The 25850-nt window shown below is 71.6% G+C and carries 24 protein-coding genes; 9 read left to right on the top strand and 15 right to left on the bottom strand.

The annotated features are described in order from the left end of the window. Positions 1–39 precede the first annotated feature (39 nt). From AC1DZA_RS01215 to AC1DZA_RS01200, 4 genes are all read right to left on the bottom strand, one after another. Positions 40–1092 carry a Gfo/Idh/MocA family protein gene (locus AC1DZA_RS01215; protein ID WP_476761312.1) on the bottom strand — a complete coding sequence of 351 codons (1053 nt, stop codon included), beginning with the start codon at positions 1090–1092 and terminating at the stop codon, positions 40–42. Next, positions 1092–1862: an amino acid ABC transporter ATP-binding protein gene (locus tag AC1DZA_RS01210; RefSeq protein WP_476771370.1), complete on the bottom strand. Its 771-nt coding sequence runs from the start codon at positions 1860–1862 to the stop codon at positions 1092–1094. The genes AC1DZA_RS01215 and AC1DZA_RS01210 overlap by 1 nt, the downstream gene beginning before the upstream one ends. After that, positions 1859–2647: an amino acid ABC transporter permease gene (locus tag AC1DZA_RS01205; protein WP_476761314.1), complete on the bottom strand. Its 789-nt coding sequence runs from the start codon at positions 2645–2647 to the stop codon at positions 1859–1861. The genes AC1DZA_RS01210 and AC1DZA_RS01205 overlap by 4 nt, the downstream gene beginning before the upstream one ends. An 89-nt stretch (positions 2648–2736) precedes the next feature. After that, positions 2737–3615: an ABC transporter substrate-binding protein gene (locus AC1DZA_RS01200; protein ID WP_476761324.1), complete on the bottom strand. Its 879-nt coding sequence runs from the start codon at positions 3613–3615 to the stop codon at positions 2737–2739. Positions 3616–3840: 225 nt separating this feature from the next. Here AC1DZA_RS01200 and AC1DZA_RS01195 point away from each other — a divergent pair, with 225 nt between their 5' ends. Further along, positions 3841–4935: a LacI family DNA-binding transcriptional regulator gene (locus AC1DZA_RS01195; protein WP_476761315.1), complete on the top strand. Its 1095-nt coding sequence runs from the start codon at positions 3841–3843 to the stop codon at positions 4933–4935. A gap of 65 nt (positions 4936–5000) precedes the next feature. Here AC1DZA_RS01195 and AC1DZA_RS01190 read toward each other — a convergent pair whose 3' ends face one another. Then, a complete protein-coding gene (locus tag AC1DZA_RS01190) occupies positions 5001–5552 on the bottom strand; it encodes a dihydrofolate reductase family protein (RefSeq protein ID WP_476761316.1) in 552 nt (183 codons plus the stop codon). Between the two features lie 135 nt (positions 5553–5687). Between AC1DZA_RS01190 and AC1DZA_RS01185 the strand changes: the two genes are divergently transcribed. Beyond that, positions 5688–5858: a hypothetical protein gene (locus AC1DZA_RS01185; RefSeq protein ID WP_476761317.1), complete on the top strand. Its 171-nt coding sequence runs from the start codon at positions 5688–5690 to the stop codon at positions 5856–5858. Positions 5859–5884: 26 nt separating this feature from the next. After that, positions 5885–6925 (top strand): NAD(P)H-dependent flavin oxidoreductase, encoded by a 1041-nt coding sequence (locus AC1DZA_RS01180; protein WP_476761325.1) that lies wholly within the window; start codon positions 5885–5887, stop codon positions 6923–6925. Positions 6926–6954: 29 nt separating this feature from the next. Here AC1DZA_RS01180 and AC1DZA_RS01175 read toward each other — a convergent pair whose 3' ends face one another. The 6 genes from AC1DZA_RS01175 to AC1DZA_RS01150 all read right to left on the bottom strand — a co-directional run bounded on the left by AC1DZA_RS01175 (position 6955) and on the right by AC1DZA_RS01150 (position 12334). Beyond that, positions 6955–7638, bottom strand: a complete 684-nt coding sequence (locus AC1DZA_RS01175) for a VOC family protein (protein ID WP_476761318.1) — start codon at positions 7636–7638, stop codon at positions 6955–6957. 46 nt (positions 7639–7684) lie between these two features. After that, entirely contained in the window at positions 7685–8641 is a 957-nt protein-coding gene (locus tag AC1DZA_RS01170) for a DMT family transporter (protein WP_476761319.1), read from the bottom strand. Between the two features lie 147 nt (positions 8642–8788). After that, entirely contained in the window at positions 8789–9787 is a 999-nt protein-coding gene (gene gap, locus AC1DZA_RS01165) for a type I glyceraldehyde-3-phosphate dehydrogenase (RefSeq protein WP_476761320.1), read from the bottom strand. 121 nt (positions 9788–9908) lie between these two features. After that, positions 9909–10430 carry a metallophosphoesterase family protein gene (locus AC1DZA_RS01160; RefSeq protein WP_476761321.1) on the bottom strand — a complete coding sequence of 174 codons (522 nt, stop codon included), beginning with the start codon at positions 10428–10430 and terminating at the stop codon, positions 9909–9911. Positions 10431–10476: 46 nt separating this feature from the next. Then, positions 10477–11301 (bottom strand): potassium channel family protein, encoded by an 825-nt coding sequence (locus tag AC1DZA_RS01155; RefSeq protein ID WP_476761322.1) that lies wholly within the window; start codon positions 11299–11301, stop codon positions 10477–10479. A 70-nt stretch (positions 11302–11371) separates the two neighbouring features. Next, positions 11372–12334 carry a GlxA family transcriptional regulator gene (locus AC1DZA_RS01150; RefSeq protein WP_476771369.1) on the bottom strand — a complete coding sequence of 321 codons (963 nt, stop codon included), beginning with the start codon at positions 12332–12334 and terminating at the stop codon, positions 11372–11374. Between the two features lie 107 nt (positions 12335–12441). Between AC1DZA_RS01150 and AC1DZA_RS01145 the strand changes: the two genes are divergently transcribed. From AC1DZA_RS01145 to AC1DZA_RS01125, 5 genes are all read left to right on the top strand, one after another. After that, positions 12442–14061 carry a LuxR C-terminal-related transcriptional regulator gene (locus AC1DZA_RS01145; RefSeq protein ID WP_476771368.1) on the top strand — a complete coding sequence of 540 codons (1620 nt, stop codon included), beginning with the start codon at positions 12442–12444 and terminating at the stop codon, positions 14059–14061. 112 nt (positions 14062–14173) lie between these two features. Beyond that, a complete protein-coding gene (locus tag AC1DZA_RS01140) occupies positions 14174–15295 on the top strand; it encodes a flavin-containing monooxygenase (RefSeq protein ID WP_476763068.1) in 1122 nt (373 codons plus the stop codon). A 229-nt stretch (positions 15296–15524) separates the two neighbouring features. Then, positions 15525–17816 carry an immune inhibitor A domain-containing protein gene (locus tag AC1DZA_RS01135; protein ID WP_476771367.1) on the top strand — a complete coding sequence of 764 codons (2292 nt, stop codon included), beginning with the start codon at positions 15525–15527 and terminating at the stop codon, positions 17814–17816. An 83-nt stretch (positions 17817–17899) separates the two neighbouring features. After that, positions 17900–18298: a hypothetical protein gene (locus AC1DZA_RS01130; protein WP_476771366.1), complete on the top strand. Its 399-nt coding sequence runs from the start codon at positions 17900–17902 to the stop codon at positions 18296–18298. Between the two features lie 29 nt (positions 18299–18327). After that, positions 18328–19356, top strand: coding sequence for an SDR family oxidoreductase (locus AC1DZA_RS01125; protein WP_476771365.1), 1029 nt, complete (start codon positions 18328–18330; stop codon positions 19354–19356). A 71-nt stretch (positions 19357–19427) separates the two neighbouring features. Here AC1DZA_RS01125 and AC1DZA_RS01120 read toward each other — a convergent pair whose 3' ends face one another. From AC1DZA_RS01120 to AC1DZA_RS01105, 4 genes are all read right to left on the bottom strand, one after another. Then, complete coding sequence (locus tag AC1DZA_RS01120) at positions 19428–21368, bottom strand: glycoside hydrolase family 127 protein (RefSeq protein ID WP_476771364.1); 1941 nt, start codon at positions 21366–21368, stop codon at positions 19428–19430. A gap of 2 nt (positions 21369–21370) precedes the next feature. After that, positions 21371–22297, bottom strand: coding sequence for a carbohydrate ABC transporter permease (locus AC1DZA_RS01115; protein WP_476771363.1), 927 nt, complete (start codon positions 22295–22297; stop codon positions 21371–21373). After that, positions 22297–23229 carry a carbohydrate ABC transporter permease gene (locus AC1DZA_RS01110; RefSeq protein ID WP_476771362.1) on the bottom strand — a complete coding sequence of 311 codons (933 nt, stop codon included), beginning with the start codon at positions 23227–23229 and terminating at the stop codon, positions 22297–22299. The genes AC1DZA_RS01115 and AC1DZA_RS01110 overlap by 1 nt, the downstream gene beginning before the upstream one ends. A gap of 126 nt (positions 23230–23355) precedes the next feature. After that, positions 23356–24648 carry an ABC transporter substrate-binding protein gene (locus AC1DZA_RS01105; protein WP_476771361.1) on the bottom strand — a complete coding sequence of 431 codons (1293 nt, stop codon included), beginning with the start codon at positions 24646–24648 and terminating at the stop codon, positions 23356–23358. Positions 24649–24818: 170 nt separating this feature from the next. Between AC1DZA_RS01105 and AC1DZA_RS01100 the strand changes: the two genes are divergently transcribed. Then, complete coding sequence (locus AC1DZA_RS01100) at positions 24819–25847, top strand: LacI family DNA-binding transcriptional regulator (protein WP_476771360.1); 1029 nt, start codon at positions 24819–24821, stop codon at positions 25845–25847. The last annotated feature ends 3 nt before the right edge of the window (positions 25848–25850 follow it).

Raw genomic sequence — 25850 nt, 5'->3', positions numbered from 1 at the left:
AAGTCAGGTCGTGTGACGGGCGTCAGGCGGTGACGGGCGTCAGGCGGTGACGGATGCCGCGGCGTGCGCGTGCTCGATCACCTCGAGCACCGCGACGGCGTCGGCCGGGTCGACCGGCAGCGGGCCGCCGTCGCGCAGGGCGACCGCGAGCAGCCGGTAGAACTCGCCGTAGTCGCCGCGCTTCGTCGGCACCGGGCGGGTGTCGCCGTCGGCGCCGAGCACGCCCCAGCGTGCCTCGGGCGTCTCACCGAACCCGGGATCGGTGGGCAGCGCGCCGGCGAGCAGCGACGGCTCCTGCACGTCGAGCCCCCAGGTCGCGTAGCCGGCGCGTGAGCCGAGCACGTGGAACCGCGGTCCGAAGAGGGGCGCGACGGCGCTCATCCACAGGTGCGAGGTGACGCCCGACGCGTGCTCGAGCGCGAGGAACACGTCGTCGTCGGCCGCGGCTTCGCGCCGGCGGCGGGCGAGCTCGACGTACAGGTCGGACACCGGCCCGAACAGCTGCATCGCCTGGTCGATGAGGTGCGTGCCGAGGTCGTAGAGGATGCCGCCGCCCTCGCGGGCCGTCGCCTCCGTCTTCCACGACGCGGCCGGCTCGGGCTGCCACCACTCGAACCGCGACTCGAAGCGGCGCACCTCGCCGAGCGCGCCCGCACCGACGAGCTCGCGCAGGGTGAGGAAGTCACCGTCCCACCGCCGGTTCTGGAACACGGTGAGGCGCCGGCCGAGGCGCTCGGCCTTCGCGATGAGTGCACGACCCTCCTCCGCGGTCACGGCGAACGGCTTGTCGACGACCACGTCGAGCCCGGCGTCGAGAGCCGAATCGGCGAGGGCGGCGTGCGTGCCGCTCGGCGAGCCGATCACCACGAGGTCGAGCTCGGCGGCATCCGCCCACAGCTCCTCGGGCGTCGCGACGACCCGGGCCAGCGGATGCCGCGCCGCGGCCGCCGCCCGCCGCGACGGGTCGCGCGTGACGATCACGTCGAGCGAGTAGTCGGGGCTCGCCGCGAGGAACGGCGCGTGGAAGATGCGGCCCGAGACGCCGAAGCCGATGACGGCCGCGCGGATCGGGCGGCGCGCGGCATCCGTCATCACAGCACCTCCGAGAGGAAGCGCTGCAGGCGGGGGCTCTGCGGACGGTCGAAGAGGTCGCCGGGCTTGCCGGACTCGACCACGCGACCCTCGTCCATGAAGACGACCTGATCGGCGACCTTGCGGGCGAAGCCCATCTCGTGGGTGACGACGAGCATGGTCATGCCGCGCTGTGCGAGGCCCGCCATGAGGTTCAGCACGCCCTTCACGAGCTCGGGGTCGAGGGCGCTCGTGGCCTCGTCGAAGAGCATGACCTCGGGCTCCATGGCGAGCGCCCGGGCGATCGCCACGCGCTGCTGCTGGCCGCCGGACAGGTCGCGGGGCCGGTGGTCGGCGCGCTCGGCGAGCCCCACCTCGTCGAGTCGCTCGCGGGCGATGCGCACCGACTCGGCCTTCGAAAGGCCCTTCACGTTGCGGAGGGCGAGTGCGATATTCTGCTCCGCCGTGTGGTCGGGGAAGAGGTTGAAGTGCTGGAAGACCAGGCCGATGCGCTTGCGCACGGCGTCGGGCTTCTGGGTCAGCACGCTCTCGCCGGCGAGTCGCACGTCGCCGGACTTCGGCTCGTGCAGGCGGTTCACGCCACGCAGCAGCGTCGACTTGCCCGAACCCGAGGGCCCGATGATGCAGGTCGTCGTGCCCGGCGCGACCGTGAGACTGACGTCGCGGAGCACGTCGATCTCGCCGTACGCCATGGTGAGGTCGATGAGCTCGAGGCTCGAGCCCGCGTAGAAGTGTCCATCGGTGACGGGCATCGGGGACGTGTAGGTCATGAGTTCTCTCCGTAGGTCAGCGTCGGAGTCGGGTTCTGCTCCTCGACCTCGTCGAGGCCGCTCTTCGGCGGCGCGGCCTTGCGCCGTCCGGTGCGGAAGCGGTTGTCGAAGTAGTTCACGAGGTGCGTGAGCGGAACGGTGATGGCCAGGTAGAACAGGCCGGCCGCGACGAGCGGCGACAGGTTGCCCGTCAGCACCGCGGCATCCTGCCCGACGCGGAACAGCTCGCGCTCGGACACCAGCAGCCCCAGGAAGTACACGAGGCTCGAGTCCTTCACGATGGCGATGAACTGGTTGACGAGGGCGGGGAGCACCCGGCGGACACCCTGCGGCACGACGACGAGCCGCATCGCCTTGCCGTAGCTCATGCCGAGGGCCCGGCAGGCCTCGAGCTGACCGCGGTCGACGCTCTGGATGCCGGCCCGGAAGATCTCCCCCATGTACGCGCTCGCGATGAGGCTGAGGGCCAGGATGCCCAGCGGGTACGGCGAGGGCCCGAAGATCTGCTGGCTGAACCGGGCGAAGCCCTGGCCGATGAGCAGGATCGTGAGGATCGCGGGCAGTCCGCGGAAGATGTCGGTGTAGATGCGCGCGGGGATCCGCAGCCACCGCGAGGGCGAGATGCCCATGATGGCGATGACCATGCCGAGGACGATGCCGATGACGGTCGCCCAGATCGAGATGACCAACGTGTTGACGAGTCCGACGGCGAACAGCTGCGGGAGCACCTGCAGCATCGCATCGAAGTCGAAGAAGGTCGTGATGATGTTGTCGAGCCAGTCCATGGTTCGCTTCCTTCAGAGGAGGGGTGGGGCGGTGCGGGCCGACCGGGCCGACGTGCGAGGCCGACGGCCGACCCGCACCGCGGGCCCGGCTACTGTGCCGGGGCTTCCGACTCGGTCGGAGCCGAGGTCTGCTCGGCCTTGGGGAGGTACTGCTCGGGCATCGGCGAGCCCGGGAACCACTTCTGGTAGAGCTCCTTCCACGTGCCGTCCTCCATGGCGGCGGCGAGCGCCTCGTCGAGTGCCGCCTTGAACTCGGTGTTCCCCTTCGCGATGGCGAACCCGGCGGGCGCGTCGAAGGAGGGGATGTCGATGGCGTTCTCGAGCCCGTACTGCGCCGAGTACTCCTTCGCCGCCTCGTAGTCGAGGAAGTGGGCGTCGATCGCGCCGCTGTTCACGGCCGAGATGGCGGCGTTGTTGTCGGGGAAGCGCACGAGCTCCGTGTCGGTGAAGTGCTTCACCGCGTACGCCTCCTGCAGGGTGCCCTGCACGACGCCGAGCCGCTTGCCGGCCAGGTCGTCCTCGTCGGAGATGTTCGCGTCGGGGCTCGACATCACGGTGAGGTAGCCCGCGAGGTAGCCGTCGGAGAAGTCGACGGTCTGCTTGCGCTCATCGGTGATGCCGATGGCGGCGACGCCGACGTCGAACTGGCCGTTGGCGACCGCGGAGAGCAGGCCCGAGAAGTCCTGGCCGGTGAACACGACGTCGTCGATGCCGATACGGTCGGCGACATCTGTGAAGAGCTCGACGTCGAACCCCGTGAATTCGCCGTTCTCGTCGGTGAACGTGTAGGGCTTCGCGTCGCCGAGGCTCGCGACCCGGATCTGGCCCGGGGTGATGAGGTGGTAGGGGTTGTCCTCGGCGGACGCGCCGCCCGTGCTCGCGCCGGCCGAGGAGCAGGCGGCGAGGGCGAGGGCGGCCGCCGCGGCCGCGGCGGCGATGCCGGCCCGGCGGAAGGTGGTGCGGTTGATCACGATGATCCTCTCGTTGCGGTGATTGTCGTGCGGTGCTGCGGTTGCGGGTATCCCGTTGCGGCCTGGCGGCTTCGCGTGCTGCGAATCACGGCCGTGTGGATCTGATCTTGTTGAGACCGGTCTCAATCCGGTAGGTTGAGACCGGTCTCAATGCGTTTTCTGGGACAGTACGCGACGATTCCCGCTCGCGTCAACACTTTTCTCACTTTTGCTGGAGGAGCGGTGGGCGAACCCCCCAACGGCCACGGCCAGGCGAACGGCAACGGCCGACGCGAGGTGACCGTGAGCGACGTCGCGGCCGCGGCCAAGGTCTCCAAGGCCACGGCCGCACGCGCGCTCGGCGACTACGGCGCGGTCAGCGAGGCCGTGCGCGACCGCGTGCAGGCGGCCGCGGAACAGCTCGGCTACCGCCCCAATGCGCTGGCCCGCACCATGAGCACCGGCCGCTCGAACACGCTCGGCATCGTCGTCGGCGACATCGAGAACCCGTTCTTCGCCCAGGCCACGCGGGGGGCGGCGGATGTCGCGAACGCCGCCGGATTCGACCTGATCCTCTCGAACTCCGACGAGGAGGCCGAGACCGAGGAGAAGGCCATCGGCGTGCAACTGGCCAAGCGCGTGGACGGGCTGCTCGTCGCGCCCGCGTCATCCGTCGACCTCGACAACCTGCGCACGATCATCGACGCCGGCCGCCCCCTCGTGCTCTTCGACCGGGCCGCGCCCGACCTCGAGGTCGACACCGTCATCGCCGACAACCATCGCGGCGCCGCACAGCTCACGGGCCTGCTCACCGCGGCCGGCCACCGTCGCATCGCGTTCATCTCGACCATCCGCCACCCCGGCGGCTACCGTCGCGGCGACGCGCTCGGCTCGTCCTCGGTCGCCGACCGCGTGCAGGGCTTCATCGAGACGCTCGACGGCGCCGGCGTGCCCGACCCCGAGTCATTCGTGCACCTGAACGCCCGGCAGGAGGGCGTCGAGCCGCTCGCCCGGCGCCTCCTCGAGGACCGCGACCGCGGCATCACCGCCATCGTCGCCTCCGACAGCCTCATCGCGCTCGGAGTCTTCCGTGCCGCCCGAGCCCTCGGCCGCAGCATCCCTCACGACCTGTCGCTCGTCGCGTTCGACGACGCCGACTGGACGGCGGTGACGACGCCCGCGGTCACGGTGATGGCGCAGCCCATCCACGAGATCGGTGCCGAGGCGGCGCGCCTGCTCATCCGGCGCATCGGCGGCGACGGCGGGCCCGTCGTCACCCGCACGCTGCCCCAGCACCTCATCGAGCGGGACTCGGTGGCGCCGCCGGCGCAGCGCTGAGCGGATGCCGCGAGCCCGCGCCCGCGGCATCCGCTCGGCTCAGGTGAGGTCACCCGCGCACGGGCTCAGTGCTCGACGTCGAAGACCGACTTCACCACGCCGTTCGAGTAGGCCTCGTGCTCGACGAGCTTGAGCGTGCCCTGCTCGTGCCCGCTGAAGAGGCGCTTGCCCTCGCCGAGCACGACGGGGAAGACGAGCAGGTGATAGCGGTCTACGAGGCCGGCCTCGCCCAGCGCCTTCGCGAGCGTCGGGCTGCCGTGCACGAGGATGTTGCCGCCGTCGCCCTGCTTGAGCTCAGCCACCTCGTCGAGCGATCGCAGCACCGAGGTGTTGTTCCACTCGGGATCGCTGAGCGTGGTCGAGACGACGTACTTGGGCATGGCGTTGTAGTCCTCGAATTCCGCCATCTTCGGCCAGACCGGCGCGAACTCGTCGTAACTCTGGCGGCCGATGAGCATCGCGCCCGCCTCGACCTGCTCGCGGCCCTTGATCTCGTAGGCGTCCGCGACGAACGGCACCTCCTTGAAGGTCCAGCCGGCCCGCGGGTGCTCGCCGCCGCCGGGCGAGTCGACGACGCCGTCGAGGGTGATGAACTCGGTGACGATGAGGGTGCGCATGATGGTTCCTTCGCTGATCGTTCGAGGCGGGCGGTCCGCCTCTCATTCTGGACGTCGAACGGATGCCGCGGCAGATCGACATCGCCGGGAAACTCGTCTCGGCCGGGGTCGCGTCCGCGGGCGTAGCGTGGAATCATGCGACCCGACCCCGAGCAGGACGAGCCTCGCCACGGCGGAGAGCTCGACGGGGCCGTGTGCTGGTTGGCCGCGACCTGCGCCGAGTGCGGCGCGCTCATCGAGGGCGGCACCTGCTGGAACTGCGGTGCCCGGCGCACCGTGGACGGAGAGACCGGAGGACTGACGTGACGGATCGCTCGGCCGAGCTCACGACGATGCTCGGCATCGACCACCCCATCGTGCTCGGCCCCTTCGGCGGGCTGTCGTCGGTCGAACTCACCGCGGCGGTGAGCGGGCTCGGCGGGCTCGGCTCGTTCGGCCTCTACGGGTTCGACGCGGGCCGAATCGGCGAGGCCGCGGCGGCGATCCGTGCGGCGACGAGCCGACCGTTCAACCTCAACGTGTGGCTGCCCATCGAGGCGGATGCCGCGGCCGACGCACCGCTCGCACCTGGTGGGTTCGCGGCGGCGGTCGGCGCACTGCGCCCGTACTTCGACGAGGTCGGCCTGCCCGTGCCGACGGAGCCGCCGGCCGCGTACCTCCCGTCGTTCGAGGAGCAGTGGGCCGCCGTGCTCGAGGCACGCCCTGCGGTGGCGAGCTTCGTGTTCGGCGTGCCGCCCGCCGAGGTGGTCGAGCGCGCGCGGGCGCGCGGCATCCGTCTCGTGGGCACGGCGACGTCGGTCGACGAGGCGGTCGCCCTCGAGACGAGCGGCGTGGACGCGATCGTGGCGACCGGGCTCGAGGCCGGCGGGCACCGGGTGTCGTTCCTGCGTCCGGCCGAGCAGTCGCTCATCGGGTCGATCTCACTGATCCCGCAGGTGGCCGACGCGGTGTCCGTGCCGGTCATCGCGGCGGGCGGCATCGCGGATCGGCGGGGCGTCGCCGCGGCCATCGCCCTCGGCGCAGCCGGCGTGCAGGTGGGCACGGCGTTCCTCCGCACGCGGCAGTCGGCCACGAACGACGCGCACCGTGCGGCGATCGGCAGCACCGCGGCCCATGAGACGGTGCTCACCCGCGCGATGAGCGGTCGGCTCGCCCGGGGAGCGCGCAACCGGGTCGTGCGCGAGATCGAGGCATCCGGCACCATCGCGCCGTTCCCGGTGCAGAACTGGCTGACGGGCAAGTTCCGCGCTGAGGCCGTGCGCCAGGGGCGGGGCGACCTGCAGTCGCTGTGGATGGGCCAGTCGGCGCCGCTCGCGAAGCACGACGACGTGCGTGCGGTCTTCGAGGAGCTCGTGGCCGGGCTTCCCGACTGACGCGCACAGGGGCGGTCGGCGGTCGAGCGTCAGCCGTCGCGCGCCTCCTCGAGGCGCGTGCTGTCGCGCCCCCACCACGTCGTCACGTCGACGCCGTGCTGCTCGGCGTCGGCGAGCGTCCACCACTCGGGCGCGTTCGAGTCGTCGGCGAGGCGACCACCGGCGGCGAGCGCAGCCGCGATGCGGGCCTCGACCTGGTCGTGGGGCACGCACACGTCGACGTGGATGCGGCCGCGGCCGGGGGCGACCCGGTCTTCGGGCTGGAGGAAGAACGACGAGTTGCGCCGCAGCGGGTCGACGAGATGCGTGTCGTTCGGCCGCACGTAGCCGAGCACCGCGGCCCAGAACGGGGATACCTCGGCCGACGGCGGCGAGGCGACGGCGGTCTGCACGACCTGCAGCACCGACGGGTCGGCCTCGAGGCCGAGGTCGCCCGCCGCCTCCGAGATACGACGCGCCAGGTCGACATCGTGTTCGCTGAGGTCCCGGATGCCGCGGGTGATGAGCTTCACCGCGACGCCCTCGCGGCGCAGGTCGACGTCGGGGTCGTGCCGGGTGGGCGCCACCAGCTCGGCGATCGTGGCGACGAGGGCGGCGCCCTGCGCGTACGACGTCGCCCGGAAGAACGCGTGCGCGCCCCAGAACAGCACCCGCCAGTCGTCGACGCCCGCGGCCGCGTGGAACTGCTCGGGAGTGATCGGCTCGGCGTCCATGACCCCATGGTGTCGGGCACCGCCGACACGGGCAAGAACCAGCCGACTACGTCGCCCGCTCGGCGCCCGTCTGCTCGGCCGACGTCGACTCGGCGCCCGTCTGCTCCGCCGCGGCGGCCTCGGCCCCTTCGGCGACGACGGCGTCGTGCCGCTTCCGCGTGACCAGGTAGGAGCCGGCGAGCACGAGCGCGAACCCGACGATGGTCCAGATCGTGACCCGCTCGCCGAGCACCACCACGCCGGCGATGATCGCGACCGCCGGGTTGACGTAGGTGATCGTGGTCGCCTTGACCGGCCCGATCTCGGCGACGAGGCCGACCATGAGCAGGAACGCGAGTGCGCTGCAGACCACCGCGAGCACGATGACCGACACGATGACCGCCGTGGACGGCACCTCGGTCGGCCACCCGCCGGTGAACAGCACGAACGGGACGTACACGACGGCGGTTGCCGCGAGCGACACGGCGACGACGCCGACGCCCGGCAAATCGGACATCCACCGCGACAGGATCGCCGGACCGAGCGCGTAGCCGACCACCACGACCGCCATCTGTGCGACGGCGATGAGGTCGGATCCGGCCATGTCGAGGCCGACGAGGGCCGCGACGCCGAGCATGCCGAGGGCGATGCCGAGCCAGTTGACGCGCGAGAGCCGCTCGGGGCGCCCCATCAGGAACGCGATCGCCACGCCGGCGAGCGGCACCGTGGCGAGCAGCAGGCCCGCGGTCGACGACGGCAGGTGCTGCTCGGCCGAGCTGAGGAAGTACCACGGGAGGATGATCTCGACGATCGTGTAGGCGAGCATCGGCTTCCACCGACGCACCACCGACCAGACCTCGCGGCGGAAGAACGCCAGCGGCAGCAGCAGTACTGCGGCCAGCGCCGACCGCCCGAGGACCACCATGCCGGGATCGAGCTCGCTCACCGCGACCTTGATGAACAGGTAGGGGATGCCCCACGCGATGCCGAGCGCGACGAAGAGGATCAGCCCACGACGAGTCACCAGCTCATTCTGGCGGCTGCCGCCGACAGCGGCCGACCTGCGCCTGCCGACTGCGCGCGAAATCCCGCCAACCGCACGGCCGGGCGTCGGGGACGACGCAGCGGATGCCGCGACGCTGCCGCCGCGGCATCCGCTTATCGCGCCCGATCAGCCCTGTGCGAGCAGCTCCAGCGTGTCGATCACGCGGTTCGAGAAACCCCATTCGTTGTCGTACCAGGCGACGACCTTGACGTGCTTGCCGTCGACGCGGGTGAGCGCGGCGTCGAAGATCGACGAGGCCGGGTTCCCCGTGATGTCCGACGACACCAGCGGGTCCTCGGAGTACTCGAGGATGCCGGCGAGCGGCCCCTCGGCCGCCGCGCGGTAAGCGGCGAGCACCTCATCGACGGTGACGTCGCGGGCGACCGTCGTGTTGAGCTCGACGATCGAGCCGACGGGCACGGGCACGCGGATCGAGTCGCCCGACAGCTTGCCGTCGAGGCCCGGCAGGACGAGGCCGATGGCCTTCGCGGCGCCGGTCGTGGTCGGCACGATGTTCACGCCGGCGGCGCGAGCGCGACGCGGGTCGCGGTGCGGGCCGTCCTGCAGGTTCTGCTCCTGCGTGTAGGCGTGCACGGTCGTCATGAACCCGTGCTCGATGCCGGCCAGGTCGTCGAGCACCTTGGCGAGCGGGGCGAGCGCGTTCGTGGTGCACGAGGCGTTCGAGATGATCGTGTGGGCGGATGCGTCATACGCCTCGGTGTTCACGCCGTAGGCGAGGGTGACGTCGGCGCCGTCGGCCGGTGCGCTCACCAGCACCTTCTTGGCCCCCGCGTCGAGGTGCGCCGACGCGGCCTGCTTCGACGTGAACCGGCCCGTCGACTCGAGCACGATATCGACCTCGAGCTCGGCCCACGGCAGGTTCGCGGGGTCGCGCTCGGCGAGCACCTTGATGCGGCGACCATCGACGACGAGCGTGTCGCCGTCGACCTCGACGGGGCGGCCGAGCCGGCCGCCGGTGCTGTCGAAGCGCAGCAGCTGTGCGAGCGCCTTGGGGTCGGTGAGGTCGTTCACGGCGACGACCTCGAGGTCGGAGTCGCGCTCGAGGAGGGCGCGGAGCACGTTGCGGCCGATGCGGCCGAATCCGTTGACGGCGATGCGAGTCATGAAGGGTGGATCCTTTCGTTCCCCTCCACCATCGTCGTTCGGCTGCTTGCGGGCGAGTGGCTGGAACGACAGTGTGCGCAAGCTTCGCGCCATGCCTGCGCCGCCCTGCGGCGGCATCCGCTCAGCGCGACACGGGCACGAGCGTCACGTCGCGCAGCACCCCGGCGTCGGCGAGCGCCGTCATCATCGTGCACATCGGCTGCCGGCGCCGGTCGGTCGGCGAGCCGGGATTGAGCAGTCGGATGCCATGGGGCGTCGTCGTGTCCCACGGGATGTGGCTGTGCCCGAACACGAGCACGTCCATCCCGTCGGATGCATCGGGGCCGGCGTACGCGGCATCCATGCGCGCCTCGCGGCCACCCGCGGCGCCCGTCTCGTGCACGACGCCGAACCGCACGCCGCCCGCCTCGAACCGGCCGAACTCGCCCAGCCGCCTGTGCAGCTCGGGCCCGTCGTTGTTGCCGGCCACGCCCACGAGCCGCGCGGCCCGCGCCTCGATCGCGTCGAGCGTGGCGACGTCCACCCAGTCGCCCGCGTGCACCACGACCTCGGCGTCGTCGATCGCGCGCCACACGTCGTCGGGCAGCCGCCGGGCCCGAGCGGGCACGTGGGTGTCGGAGATGAGGAGGAGCCGCGTCGCCACCGTCCCATCATGGCGCGCCGGCGGCATCCGGAGCAGTGTCCGACGATCAGGCCGCGGGCCGGTCGGGGCCGCCCAGCAGGAGCTTGATCGACTCGAGGTTCGCCTCCGACGAGGTGAGCAACGCGCGGATCTCGTCGAGCGTGGTCCCGTCTGCGGCATTCGCAGCCGCACCAGCCTCAGCATCAGTCCCCGATGCGGGCGCTGGCTCGTCGGCATCCTCCTTCCGCGGAGCCAGGAACAGGTTCGCCAGGTAGCCGGTGAAGGTGCCGAAGATGCCCACGCCCACGATGATGATGACGACGCCGGCGATCCGGCCGGGGTTGGTGGTCGGGTAGTAGTCGCCGTAGCCGACGGTCGAGATGGTGACCAGCGTGTACCAGAGCGCATCGGACGCGGTGGTGATGTTCGCGCCGGGGGCGTGCTCCTCGAGGAAGAGCATCGTGAGGCTGCCGAACTGGAGCACGAGCACGCCCATGAGGAGCAGCGCATACAGCGCGCTCCCGGCCCGATCCTTCACCAGCGTGCGCCAGATGGTGCGCGGTCCGACCTGGCGCATGAGGCGGACGACGCGGACCACGCGGAACAGGCGCAGGACCTTGAACTGCGGGAACGGCAGGCTGGCGAGGAGGTCGGCCCACCCGAAGTGCCGGAAGAAGTACCCGCTGCGACTCGGCGCGGTCGCGAGGCGATAGGTGAAGTCCACGAGGAAGATGCCGCTGAACAGCACGTTCATGACCCAGATCACGGTCGTCAGCGCCTCGTCGTCGACGGCGTACATGAGCACCAGGTTGACGATCGACAGGATCGACAGCACGCCGATGAAGATCTCGTATCCGGTGCTCTTCAGTTCGCTCCGCGCCGCCTTGGCCATGCGTGGATTGTGGCACGCCGCACCCGTGCGGCCCGTCCGCCACGACGGCGCACAGCGGGGCGGGTGCGAATCACCCCGACTCCCCCGGCTGCACGAACGTGTGCCGGTATTCGCTCGGCGAGGTGCCGAGGATGCGGTGGAAGTGCAGCCGCAGGTTCGCGCCCGTGCCGAGGCCGACGCGGTCGGCGATCTGCTCGATGCCGAGGTCGGTGCGCTCGAGCAGCTCGCGGGCGAGGTCGACGCGGGCGCGCAGGATCCACTGCATGGGGGTGGAGCCCGTGTCCTCGAGGAAGCGTCGCGAGAACGTGCGCGGCGACACATTCGCGTGCCGCGCGAGGTCGGCGAGCGTGAGGGGCTGCTCGAGGCGCACCAGCGCCCACTCACGGGTCGCTGCGAACACCGCGCCGAGCGGCTCGGGCACGCTGCGCGGCACGTACTGCGCCTGGCCGCCGCTGCGATACGGCGCCGCGACGAGCCGCCGCGCGACGTGGTTCGACAGGGCCACGCCGTGGTCGCGTCGCACGAGGTGCAGGCACAGGTCGAGGCCCGATGCCGCGCCCGCCGAGGTGAGCACGCGCCCCTCGTCGACGAAGAGCACGTTCTCGTCGACGTGCACGAGCGGATGCCGCGCCGCGAGCGCCTTCGTGTAGTGCCAGTGCGTCGTGGCCCGGCGTCCGTCGAGGAGCCCGGTCGCGGCGAGCGCGAACGCGCCGGTCGAGATCGCGGCGAGCCGGGCACCCCGTTCGTGCGCGCCGCGGAGCGCATCGATGACCGAGCCGGGCGGGTCCTCGCGGTCGGGGTGCCGGTAGCCCGGGATGAAGACCGTCTCCGCCCACTCGAGCGCCTCGAGTCCGTCGGCCACATGGTACGAGAGGCCGTCGCCGCCGGTCACGAGTCCCGGTGCAGCGCCGCACGCGCGCACCTCGTACGGCATGCTCTGCCGGGTCGTGAACACCTGTGCGGGGATGCCGACGTCGAGGGGCTTGGCGCCCTCGAGCACGAGCACGGCGACCCGGTGATGCCTGCGCGTCATCCGGCCAGAATGGCACGCTGCGCAAGCATCCCGCCAGCCCGTGGGCAGGGCGAGCGGGCGTGCCGCCGGTCCTTGCCGAGGTCGGGCGTCGGGCGCACAATGGCCACATGCCGACAGGTGGCCCGGCGCAGGTCGCCGACTGGACCTCCACGTACGACGAGCTGAGCGCCCGTCGCGACGCGCTGACTGCCGCCGAGCTCGACGAACTGGGGCTCGCCGCCTGGTTCATCGGCCGTGACGGCGAGTGCGAACGCGCGTGGGACGCCGCGCAGCAGGCGTATGCCGACGCCGGTCAGACGGATGCCGCGATGCGGTGCGTGTTCTGGCTGGGCTTCACGCTCGCCGACCGCGGCGAGGGCGTGCGCGCCATGGCGTGGATGTCGCGCCTCGCCGAGCTCGGCGGCATGGGCGACCCCTCGCCGCTCGGCGACGCCGTGCTCGCGCTCGCGCAGGGTTCGGCCGCCTACGCGCAGGGTCGGATCGAGGAGTCCGTCGGCCTCTGCGAGCGGGCCGCGGCGTCGGCCCGGGCTGCGGGCGACCTCGACGTCGAGGTGCTGGCCACCATGTCGCTGGCGCGGTCGCTCGTCTTCAGCGGACGAGTCGTCGACGGCTTCGCCACCATGGACCGGGTCATGCTCGCCGTCTCGTCGGGGCGCGTCGGCGATCGCGCGGCCGGCCCGGCGTACTGCGGCGTCATCGCCAGCTGCATCGACCGCTGGGACATCGACCGGGCACGGGTGTGGACCCGCGACTTGAGCGAGTGGTGCGACGCGCAGCGCGGCCTGGAGCTGTTCCGCGGCGAATGCTCGGTGCACCGGGCGACCGTGCTGCAGCTGCTCGGCGAGTGGGACGAGGCCGCCGCCACCCTCGCCGTCGTGTGCGAGCGCGAACGCCGCGCGCTCACCCTCGAGAACGCCTACTACGGCGTCGGTGAGCTGCACCGGCTGGCCGGCCGGCGCGCCGAGGCCGAGGCTGCGTACCGGCGCGCCGCCGAGCTGGGCCGCGAGGTGCAGCCGGGCCTCGCGCGGCTGCGACGCGACGAGGGTCGCCTGACGGCGGCGAGGTCGGGCCTCGTGCGGGCGCTCGAGTCCGGGCCGGTGCCGAGCATCCGCGCCGAGCTGCTCGCGGCACAGGTCGAGCTCGAGGTCGAGCACGGCGACGCGGCCGTCGCCACCCGGGCCGCCGCCGAGCTCCGCGCCATGGCCGACCTGCTGGGAACGGCCTACCTCGGCGCGCAGGCCGATCGTGCCGACGCCCGCCTGCTCCTGCATGCGGATGCCGCAGACCGCGCGCTCCCGCTCCTCCGCCGCTCGTGGTCCGCGTGGCGTCAGCTCGAGGCGCCCTACGAGTCGGCGGTGACCCGGGTGCTGCTCGGCCGGGCGAGCCGCGCGGCCGGCGACGAGGAGGCGGCGCAGCTCGAGTTCGACGCGGCGCGCACCGTGCTCGCCGACCTCGGCGCCGTCGCCGACCTCGACCGGCTCGAGCGCCTCGCCGGTGCGGCGGGGCAACCGGCGGCCGCGGCATCCGCGGGCCTCACGAGGCGGGAGGTCGAGGTGCTTCGGCTCATCGCGGGCGGGCGCACCAACCGGCAGATCGCCCAGCAGCTCTTCCTGAGCGAACGCACGGTCGCGCGGCACGTGAGCAACATCCTCGGCAAGCTCGGGCTCGCCAACCGTTCGGGCGCCACGGCGTTCGCCTTCGAGCACGGGCTCGCCGCGGCATCCTGAGCCGGCGCCCACCCGAGGCACCACGGGAACTGGTCATTTCTGCCGACGCGGCCGCGCCGCGGCATCCGTAGCGTCGCGGGCATCAGCGACTCGGATGTTCCAGGAGGCCCTCATGTCCACCACCGTCATCGACACCGCCGTCATCGGCGCCGGAGCCGCGGGGCTCATGGTCGCGACGCACCTCGCCGACCGCGGCGTCGACTTCGAGCTGTTCGACGAGCACGCCCGCGTCGGCGACGCGTGGCGCGAGCGCTACCGTTCGCTGCGCCTGTTCACGCCGCGTCGGTACCTCAGCCTGCCCGGGCTGCCGATCGAGATCGGCCGGTTCCGCTATCCGACCGGCGCGCAGCTCGGCGACTACCTCGAGCGGTACGCCGCGCACTTCCGCCTGCCGGTGCGCACGGGCGTCCGCGTCGTGTCGCTGAGCCGCGGCGCCGACGGCCGGTTCCGCCTGGCGCTCGGCGACGGCGGCGAGGTGTTCGCCTCGCGGGTGATCGTCACGACCGGCGCGCACCGCCGGCCGGTCACGCCCGACCTCGCAGCTCGGCTCGATCCGTCGACCCGGCAGCTGCACTCGCTCGACTATCGCGGGGCGGAGCAGCTGGCCGAGGGGCCGGTGCTGGTCGTGGGCGCGGCGAACTCGGGCACGGATGTCGCGCTCGAGGCCGCGGCGGCGGGTCATGCCGTGACGCTCGCCGGACGGCATCCGGGGCACGTGCCCATCGACATCGACCGTCCGATCGGCAACCTCATGACCGGCATCTTCATCCGCCGGCTGCGGGGGATCACGATCGACACCGAGAAGGGCCGGGCCGCCAGGGCCGAGGGCGCCGGCCATGGCGTGATGCTGGTGCGCAACTCGCTGAAGGACCTGGCTCGCGCCGGTGTCGTGCAGGTCGGCCGCATCGAGGGCGTCGAGGCCGGGCGCCCCGTCACCGCCGACGGCACGGCGATCGACGCGGCCACCGTGGTCTGGTGCACCGGGTCGCGACCCGAGCTCGACTGGATCGACGTCGACGGAGTCGTCGACGTGCACGGGCTGCCCATCGAGGTGCGGGGCGTGGCGAGCGGATGCCGCGGGCTCGGGTTCGTGGGCATGCCGTTCCAGTACTCCGTGGCATCCGAGACCCTGATGGGCATGGACCGCGACGCCGCGTTCGTGGTCGACGCGCTGCTCGGCGGCCGTGCGGCGGCGACGGTCGCGGCTGAGGCCGCACCGGAGGTCGCCGCCTGATCGGAATCGGCGCGTATTTTCACCCGGGGGCGGGATCTGCACAAGAGGTCGCGCCCTCGGATTCGTTGCGTCGTTCGCAGGTGGTGCGACGCGGATGCAGCGCCCGATAACGATTCGGGTCGTTTCGGAACATGACCGAGGTCAACCTCTTCCCCGAGGGGGACGCCGGTGTTAGGTTTCCCGCACCGTGCCCGGCGATCCCGGGCGCATTTCCATGTAAGGAGAACTCGTGAATCGACGTATGCGCGGCATGGTCGCCGTCGCGGCGGCGGGCATGACGGTCATGGCGGGTGCGGCCTTCGGGCCTGCAGCCGTCGCCGCCCCCGCCGACGGTCCCACCTCGGACACGGCCGCGGCCCAGCGGCTCGACAACCGCCCCGGCCCGCTCACCGAGCGGCAGAACCAGCGCCGCAAGGCCGCCCAGAAGCTCATCCTCTCGGGCCAGGCCTCGCCCGGCGAAGACGGCGTCGTGCAGCTCGACACCGACAAGTACTACCAGGCGGCCGTGACCGGCACCGACCGGGTGTTCACGATCCTCTCGCAGTTCGGCGACCAGACCGCCGGCAAGCTCGGCTCCACGCCCGGGCCGCTGCACAACGAGATCCCGCAGCCCGACCGCACGGTGAACAACAGCACCCACTGGCAGCCCGACTTCAACCAGGGCACCTACGAGGACCTCTTCTTCGGCGACGGCGAGTCGTTCAAGGACTTCTACGAGAAGCAGTCGTCGGGCAACTACACGATCGACGGCGAGGTCAGCGACTGGGTGACGGTGCCCGGCAACGCCTCGACCTACGGCGACAACACCGTCGAGGACTTCGGCGGCTCCTGGCAGTTCATCGAGGACACCGGCAACGCCTGGTACGACGCGCAGGTTGCGGCTGGCAAGAGCGACGCCGACATCAAGGCCGAGCTCGCGTCGTTCGACGTGTGGGACCGCTACGACGCCGACAACGACGGCAACTTCGACGAGCCCGACGGCTACCTCGACCACTTCCAGGCCGTGCACGCCGGCGAGGGCGAGGACGCCGGCGGCGGCGCGCAGGGCGAGGACGCCATCTGGTCGCACCGCTGGTACGTCAACTCGACCGACTACGGCACCACCGGTCCCGACGGCGCGAAGTTCGGCGGCGCGCAGATCGGCGACACCGGCTTCTGGATCGGCGACTACACGGTCGAGGCGGAGAACGGCGGCCTCGGCGTGTTCGCGCACGAGTTCGGCCACGACCTCGGGCTGCCCGACTTCTACGACACGAACGGCGGCGAGAACTCGACCGCCTTCTGGACGCTCATGTCGAGCGGTTCGTGGCTCAACCACGGCACCGAGGACATCGGCACCACGCCCGGCTACATGGGCCCGTGGGAGAAGCTCCAGCTCGGCTGGCTCGACTACTCGGTGGTCGACCCCGGCCAGAGCGGCTCCTACACGCTGAGCCCGGCCGCCCTCCAGGCCGACGGCCAGGACCAGGCCCTCGTCGTCGACGTGCCCGACGCGCCCGTCACCAACGACTACGTGACGCCGAACGGCGGACACGCCTGGTGGACCTCGAGCGCCGACGACCTGAACACGACGCTCGAGCGCACGCTCGACCTGTCGAAGGTCAAGACCGCGACCGTCTCGGCGAAGGCCTGGTACGACATCGAGGCCGGCTTCGACTACCTCTACGGCGAGTACTCGACCGACGGGGGCGCCCACTGGATCACGGTCGGCAGCCTCTCCGACACGTCGAACGGCAAGTGGACGACGCTGAAGTACTCGGTGCCCGGCGGCAACGCGAACACCCTGTTCCGCTTCCGCTACCAGTCCGACGGCGGCGTGCACCTCGCCGGCGCATTCCTCGACGACATCGTCGTGAAGAGCGGCGGCACCACGGTGCTGAGCGACAGCGTCGAGGGCGGCGCCAACGGTTGGACCGCCGCGGGAGGCTTCAAGATCAGCACCGGCTCCGAGGTCAGCTCGGGCGACGCCTACTACCTGGTCGAGAACCGCACCTACGTCGGCTACGACGACACGCTGCGCAACGGCCCCTACCAGTTCGACAAGCCGTACACGGCGCCTGACCACGTCGAGCGCTTCCCGTTCCAGGACGGCATGCTCGTGTGGGCGGTCGACGAGACCTACACCGACAACAACACGATCGACCACCAGGGCCACGGCCTCGCGCTGCCGATCGACGCCGGCGTGGTGCCGATGACCTACCCCGACGGCACCAAGCCGAGCAACCGGCGCCAGCCGTACGACGCCACCTTCGGCATCCAGGCGATCGACCAGGTCGCGCTGCACAAGGAGGTCCTCGTCGGCAAGGGCAAGAACCAGCACGTGGAGTCCGCCGCGGCGGTCGTCGGTGACGGCACGCAGCGGCAGCAGACCGCGACGTTCACGGATGCGGTGAAGGACGCGTTCATGAGCCCGCTCAACCCGCTGGGCGGGGTCCTCGTCGCCGGCCACGGCGTGACCGCCACGGTGACCAGCCAGGTCACCGGCGGCGCCATGACGGTGGACGTCGTCAACCCGCAGTAGCCGAACCGCTCGCACCACGGTGGGCCCGTCTCCTCGGAGGCGGGCCCACTCGCGTTCCCGGCCGGCGTGCGATGATCGAGCCGATGAGCGAGTGGATGCGATGGGGCGGCGACGCAGCCGAGGGCCTCGGCTGGGCCCGGTTCTTCGGGTGGTCCTCCGTCGGCATCGGCGTCATCACCACGCTCACCTGCTTCTTCGTGCCGCTCGAGGGCCAGTACGAGCGCACGGCGTGGCTCGTGCTCTTCGGGTCGCTGGCCGTCTGGCTCGGCGGCATGTCGGCATCGAGGTACCGCTCGCTCGGGCGTCGCCGGGCGCCCCTCCCCATCGTCGGCATCGTGCTCGGATGCCTCACCATGGCCGTGATGATCTACGCGTTCACGGTGCTCGTGCTCGCCTCGTACGGCATCGCCTGGCCTGCGCCCGCGATCTGGCTGGCGCCCTCCGGCGCCCCGCCGCAGTCCCCACCGGGCGTCGCGAGCTGACGGAGTAGAGTCCCACCCGTGGGGGCTGGATGAGCGGGGAACTCGTGCTCGTGACCGGCGGAACGGGCTTCGTCGGCGCGCACTGCATCGTCGCGCTCCTGCGCGAGGGCTACCGCGTGCGCACGACGGTGCGATCGCTCGACCGGGCCGGCGAGGTCCGCGATCTCGTGCGTGCGGGCGGGCAGGATCCCGTGGGGATCGAGTTCGTCGTCGCCGACCTCATGCAGGACGACGGCTGGCTCGACGCGGTCGACGGCACCCGGTACGTACTGCACGTGGCATCCCCCCTGCCCGTTCGCCAGCCGAAGGACGCGAACGAGCTCATCGAGCCGGCCCGCGAGGGCGTGCTGCGCGTGCTGCGGGCCGCCCGCGACACGGGCGTGCGACGCGTGGTGCAGACGTCGTCGTTCGCGGCCATCGGCTACGGCACCGACCCCGGCCGCCCGTTCACCGAGGTGGACTGGACCGACCTCACGGCGCCGCACCTCACCCCGTACATCCAGTCGAAGACGCTCGCCGAGCGGGCGGCGTGGGAGTTCATCGAGCGCGAGGGCGCGGGCCTCGAGTTCGCCACGGTGAACCCCGTCGTCATCTTCGGGCCCGCGCTCGGCGTCGACTTCTCGACGTCGATCCACGTGCTGCTGCGCTTGCTGAACGGGAAGGTGCCCGCGGTGCCGCCGGGGACCACGACGGGGGTCGACGTGCGGGACGTCGCCGACCTGCACGTGCTCGCGATGCGGCATCCGGATGCCGCGGGCGAGCGGTTCCTCGCCGTCGCCGGCGACCCGATCTCCTTCCACGACATGGCCATGCTGCTGCGCCGTCACCTCGGCGCCGACGCCCGGCACGTGCCGACGCGCACGTTGCCGCGCTGGCTCGTGCGGGCCGGCGCCTTCGTGAGCCCCGAGCTGCGCGCCATCGCACCGCAGCTGCGGCGAGCGCGCGGCGCCTCGCACGAGAAGGCCACCCGGATGCTCGGCTGGAACCCGCGCACCCCGCAGGAGGCGATCCTCGCCTCGGCGCGGAGCCTCCTCGAGCTCGGGCTCGTCAAGCCCTGAGGCGTTGGGCCCTTCCCGCCGGAGGCCGGGTGCCGCGACGCCCGGCGGCGTCGGGGCGCGCTTCCCCGCCCCTACGCCCCCACGACCGGCACCCACACCCGCATCTGCGACGGCCCGCGCTCGGCCCACTCGTGGTACCGCACGAGGGGCACCTCGGCCCGCGTGCCGGTGCGCGCATCCACGATGGTGGCGAGCACGCCCGCGCCGCCCTCGGGACCCGCGGCGTCGCGCAGGCCGGCCGTCGGGTCGACCCGCAGGTCGGCGAAGTCGGATGCCGCGAGCGGCGTGCCGACGAGGTCCACCGACTCGAGGGCGAACACCTCGGGGCCGCGCTCGACCACGAGGCATCCGCGCACCGCGTCGACGCGGCGGTCGGGAGCGGCGAACCGCGGCTCGACCGGAAGCTCGAGCTCGACGACGTCGCCGGCGGCGAAGGCGCGCGTCCACGACACCATTCCCGGCTCCGCGTCCTGCGCCTGCACGAGGTCGGCGCCGGCGGGCCGCAGGGTGAGCCGCGCGCCCGCCGCCCACGCCGGCACCCGCAAGGAGAGCGTCCATGGCTCCGCGGCATCCGTCAGCACCGTCACGCGCACGGCGCCCGAACGGGGGTACTCGGTCGCGACCTCGAGCGCGACCTCCTGGCCGGTCTCGAGCGTGGTGCGGATGGCGGCCGGCGCGTACTGGTGCAGCTGCACGCCCGAGGCATCCGCCGTTGCCACGTAGGCGGCGAGGCTCGCGAACGTGCGGGCCGTGTTCGGCGGGCAGCACGACACGTCGAACCACGGCGCGCGCAACGACGACTGCGCCCGCGGCGACACCGTGTCGGCGTCGGCCACGGCGCCCGGGCGACGCTGGTGCAGCGTGTTCGCGTAGTAGAAGGCGGTTCCAGCCTCGGACGGCGAGGTCTCGACCACGTTGAACAGCGTGCGCTCGATGAGGTCCGCGAAGCGGGGGTCGCCCTGCGCGAGCAGCAGCCGCCAGCTGAACATCACGGAGGCCACACCCGCGCAGGTCTCGGAGTAGGCCCGGTCGCTCGGCAGCTCCCAGTCCTCGCCGAACGCCTCGTCCTGGTGGTGCGAGCCCTGCCCGCCGGTCACATAGGTGCGACGCTCCACAGTGGTCTCCCACTGCCGGTCGAGCGCACCGAGCAGCTCGTCGTCGCCGGTCTCGACCGCGACGTCGGCCGCCCCGGCCGCGAGGTAGTTGGCGCGCACCGAGTGCCCGCGCAGCACGCCGGCCTCACGCACGGCCACGTCGTCCTGGTAGTACGAGCGGCCCCACTCGATGTCGCGCAGGGTGCCGCGGCCGTGCCGCTCGACGAACAGGCGGGCCTGCTCGACGTAGCGCGGCTCGCCGAGCGCGCGGCCCAGCTCGGCGAGGCCCACCTCGACCTCGGCGTGCCCGCAGATGCGCTCGTCGCCGCCGGCGCCGAAGACCCCGCACACGAGGTCGGCCGCCCGGCGGGCGATGCCGACCAGGCCGTCGTCGGCATCGGGGCGCGTGCGCACCCGGGCGACGGCCGCCTGGAAGAGATGTCCCAGGCAGTACAGCTCGTGGCCCCACTCGAGGTCCGACCAGCGCGCGCCCTGACCGGGCCGCCCGAACCGCGTGTTCAGGTAGCCGTCGGGCTCCTGCGCCGCCGCGACCCGCGCCACGACCGCACGGAACCGCGCCTCGAGCTCGTCCGCGGGCTCGCCCACCGCGTCGCGACGGCCGATCTCCCAGGCGATCGCCTCGAGGTACTTGTAGACCTCCGAGTCCGAGAACTCGCGGCCGCGGCGTCCCTCTGGAAGTGCTCCGGATGCCGCGAGGTCGAAGTTCGCGAGCCAGCCCTCGCGCTCGAGCCACGCGCCGATGTGGTCGATCGTGGCGGTGCCGTTGACGGCCTGCCGGCGGCCCCAGAACCCGCCGGTGATCGTCACCTCGTCGAGGCCGAGCGGGCGCAGTACTCCCGCACTCGGCGCGACGGGCACCGCATGGGTCGTGGTGGTGGTGTTGGTGGTGAGCGTCATGGTCATCCCTTGAAGGCGCCCGACATGAAGCCGCGCACGTAGTGACGTTGGAGGATCAGGAAGAGCAGGATGCACGGCACGGCCAGCACGACCACGCCGGCCTCGGTGGCGCCGTAGTCGACGACGCCCTGCACCTGCCCGCGGAGGTTCGAGACGGCCAGCGGCAGCGTCATCTTGTTCGAGTCGTTGATGAGGATCAGCGGCGCCATGAAGTCGTTCCACGCTGCGAGGAACGCGAAGAGCGCCACCGTGATGAGGCCCGGCTTCACGGCGGGGATCAGCACACGCCAGAGCACCGTGAAGCTGGAGCATCCGTCGACCATGGCCGCCTCGTCGAGCTCACGGGGCACGGCCTCGAACGAGATGCGCATCATGAACATCGAGAACGGCAGCTGGAACATCGTGAGCACCAGCGCGACGCCCACGAGCGAGTTCGACAGCCCGACCAGGTTGAGCAGCACGTAGAGCGGGATCAACAGCGTCGTGTACGGCACCATCAGGATCGCGAGCGTCGCGAGGAACAGCGCGTTCTTGCCCGGGAACGAGAACCGCGCGAACGCGTAGCCGCCGAGCAGCGAGATGACGAGGGTCAGGGCCACGGTGAGCAGCGACACGAACACCGAGTTGAAGAGGTAGACCCAGATGCCCGCCTGGTAGTTCGCGAGCGTCACGTAGTTGCCGAGGCCCCAGCCGTCGACCTGGTTCGTGCCCGCCCGCGGCGAGAACGACGCCACCGTCGTCCAGATCAGCGGGTAGAGGAACAGCACGGCGAGCGCGCCGGTGACCACCCAGTAGGGGGTGCGCAGTGCGATGCCCGCGAACGAGGTCGGCGGATGCTTCCGCGCCACGCCATACCGGCTGCGCGGGCCGTGCGCCGCGGCATCCGTCACGATCGCCCGGGTGGTGTCGGGCGCGGTGTCGATGCTCATCAGTCCTCGGCCTTCCTGCTGAACGCGCGGATCTGCGCGACGTTGATGACGACGAGGGCCAGCAGCACGATCACCGAGAGCGCCGCGGCCACGCCGAGGTTGTTCGGGCCCTGGAACGCGACGCTGTAGATGAGCTGCACGATCGTGATCGTGGAGTTATCGGGCCCGCCCTTGGTGAGGATGTAGAACTGCTCGAACGCGAGCAGCGAGCCCGTGACGCAGAGCACCGTCGTGAGCGCGAGCGTGGGCCGCAGCAGGGGCAGGGTCACGCTGCGGAACGTCTGCCACCGTGAGGCGCCGTCGATGCGGGCGGCCTCGTAGACGTCGTCGGGGATGCCCTGCAGGCCCACGAGCATGAGCAGCATGTAGAAGCCCGCGTACCGCCAGACGATGAGGAAGATGGTCGACCAGAGGGCGCCGTCGGGGGTGCCCAGGAAGGTGAAGCCCCACGCCGCCATGAGGTCGGCGAACGGCCCGGCGATCGGCGAGTAGAGCACGTAGAAGAGCAGCGACGCGGATGCCAGTCCGAGCGCACTCGGGATGAGGAACGAGGTGCGCAGCAGCCCCTTCCACCGCGACGACTCCTGCACGAGCAGGCCGAGCCCGAGCGCCAGGGCGAGCAGGATCACGGTGGTGAGGATCGTGTACTTCAGGGTGAACACGACCGAGTCGGTGAAGAACCGGTTCGTCACCGCGTCCTCGTAGTTGTCGGGCATGTTCCAGCCCTGGTTGCCGCCGAGCAGCGGCCAGTCCGAGCCCGACATCTGCAGCACGAGCAGCAGCGGCAGCACGAACAGGAGGAGGACGAAGAGCGCGGTCGGGGTGGCGTAGAGCCAGCCGGCGATCGCGCCGCCGTGCGTGGCACGGCGCCTGCGGCGCGTAGAGCGCCTCGGCGGCGACGCCGTCTCGGCGGGAGGGGCCAGGGCGGTCATGGTCGGGCCTTTCGTGTGGTGCGGGGTGCCTGCGTGGTGCCGGGGTGCCTGCGTGGTGCCGGGGTGGCGCCTCGTGCGGGCGGCCGGCGCCGACCTCGCGATCGGCGCCGGCTGCCCGCATCCGTCCTATTGCGAGAGCACCGCCGTGATCTCGTCGTTGTCGGCGTCGACGGATGCCCCGTCGCCGAGAACGGCGTCGCGCACCAGGGTCAGCCACGGGCTGTTCGGCGCGTTGAACGCCTCCTGGAAGTGGATCGCCACCGGGGTGTCGCCGTTCGCGGCCACCTCGTTGATCGTGACGAGGCGCGGGTCGGCGTCGGAGTACTCGTTGCTCGAGAGGTCGCCGCGCGAGACGACGTCCTTGTCCTTCGCGAGCACGCCGACCTGGGCCTCCTCCGACATCATCCAGTTGAGGAAGTTCCACGCCTGCGCCGACTTCTTCGAGTCCTTCGAGATACCGATGCCGTCGCCGCCGACGAACGTGGAGGCGCCGCCCTCAGGGCCGACGATGCCCGAGACGCCGGCCTCGAACGGGGTCGACGAGAGCAGCGTCGCCGGGTAGAACATGAGCCCGACCTTGCCCTCGGTGAAGCCCGCGGTCCACGTGGGACCGGCCTCGTCCTGCGACGAGGGAAGCACGGCGCCCGAGTCCCAGAGGTCCTTCCAAGTGCTGTAGATCTCCTTCGCGGTGTCGCTCGCGAGGAGCGACTCCGTGCCGTCCTCGTTCATGACCTGCTCGCCGTCGGCCCAGACGCTCGGGAACCACGTGAAGACGAGGCATCCGCCGCAGTTCAGGCCCGTGGCGGTGCCGTAGGTGTCGGGCTTGTTCAGCGCCTGGATGGCCTTCGCCCACTCGGCGTACTCCTCGAGGTTCGCGGGGCCCGCCTCGGCGTCGAGGCCCGCTTCCGTCGCGAGCTCCTTGTTCCAGAACAGCATCGAGAGGTCGAGCACGAACGGCAGCACGTGCTCCTTGCCGTCGACCGTGCCGGCCGAGAGGTGGCCGGGGTTGATCTCGTCCTTGAAGTCGAGGCCGTCGATGTTCGCCGTGAGGTCCTGGAAGAGGCCCTGCTCGACCCAGTTCGGAACGTAGACGATGTCGGCGGCGAAGAGGTCTGGCAGGCCGTTCGATCCCGCCGCGGCACCGACCTTGGCGACGTAGTCGTCGTTCGGCACGACGGTGAGCTCGACCTGGTTCTCGTGGCTCTCGTTGTAGGCGTCGACGAGCAGGTTGGCCTGCTTCTCGAGGGGTGCGCGGGTCCAGAGGGTGAGCGTCGACCCGTCGTCGACGCCCTCGGGGCCGGCATCCGACAGGTTGCTCGCGGGCTCGCTGTCGGCCGCGCAGGCGGACACGCCGACCAGCAGTGCGCCGGCGGCCAGGACGCCGGCGATTCTTCGCATCCGGCGGGTGGTGCTGCTCATGGTCTCTCCTCTGACTCGTCGTTGAGCGGGCTGGGGAAGCCCGGTGCTGCGACACTCCGGCTCAGCGGTGCTGCGAAAATTCCGAAATGCTTTTCGGCACGTTACTCTGGGGAATCCGGAGGCGTCAAGAGCAGAATCCGGTAACGTTTCCGACACGGAAGGGGGCCGCGATGGCGCGAGGGGAACACCCGGGCAGCGGGCGGGCGTCGACGCTCAGCGACGTCGCCAAGCTCGCCGGCGTCTCGATCGCCACCGCGTCGAAGGCCATCAACGGCCGCGACGAGGTCGCGCCGGCCACCCGCCGTCGGGTGCTCGAGGCCGCCGAGCAGATCTCGTTCACGCCCAACCAGCTCGCCCGAAGCCTGCTCGCCGGGCGCACCGGCACCGTCGGCCTCCTCACGAGCGACCTCGAGGGCCGGTTCGTCATCCCCATCCTCATGGGCGCCGAGGACGCGTTCGGCGCCGGCCAGGTCAACGTGTTCCTCTGCGACGCGCGCGGCGACGCCATCCGCGAGCAGCACCACCTGAAGGCGCTGCTGAACCGCAGGGTCGACGGGATCATCGTCGTCGGCCGTCAGACCGACCCGCGGCCGTCGCTCGGGCACGACCTGCCGGTGCCGGTGGTGTACGCCTACGCCCCGTCCGACGACCCCGCCGACCTGTCGATCACGCCCGACAACCTCGCCGGCGGGCGTCTGGCCGTCGAGCATCTCGTCTCGTGCGGTCGTTCGCGCATCGCGCACATCACCGGAGACCCGGCCTACGCCGCGGCGCAAGACCGGTTGCTCGGCGTGCGCGACGGGTTGCAGGCCGCCGGCCTCGAGCTGGTCGGCGAGCCGATGTTCTCGGCGTGGAGCGAGCACTGGGGCCGCGACGCGGCGGCGATGCTCCTCGCGCAGCATCCCGAGGTCGACGGCATCGTGTGCGGCTCCGACCAGATCGCCCGCGGCGTGCTCGACACGCTCCGCGACCTCGGCCGCAGCGTGCCCGACGACGTCGCCGTCATCGGCTACGACAACTGGGAGGTGCTCGCCACCAATTCGCGCCCCGAGCTCACGAGCATCGACGCCAACCTGCAGCAGCTCGGGCGCACCGCGGCGCAGCGCGTATTCACCGCCCTCGACGACGAGCTGCGCTCGGGCACCGAGTACCTGCCCGTGCGGCTCGTCATCCGCGGCTCGACCATCGCGCGGCGCTGAGCC

The sequence above is a fragment of the Agromyces sp. P2_B3 genome (assembly GCF_056404815.1).
The sequence above is the reverse complement of the archived record's forward strand: the minus strand, read 5'-3'. Positions and strand labels throughout refer to the sequence as shown.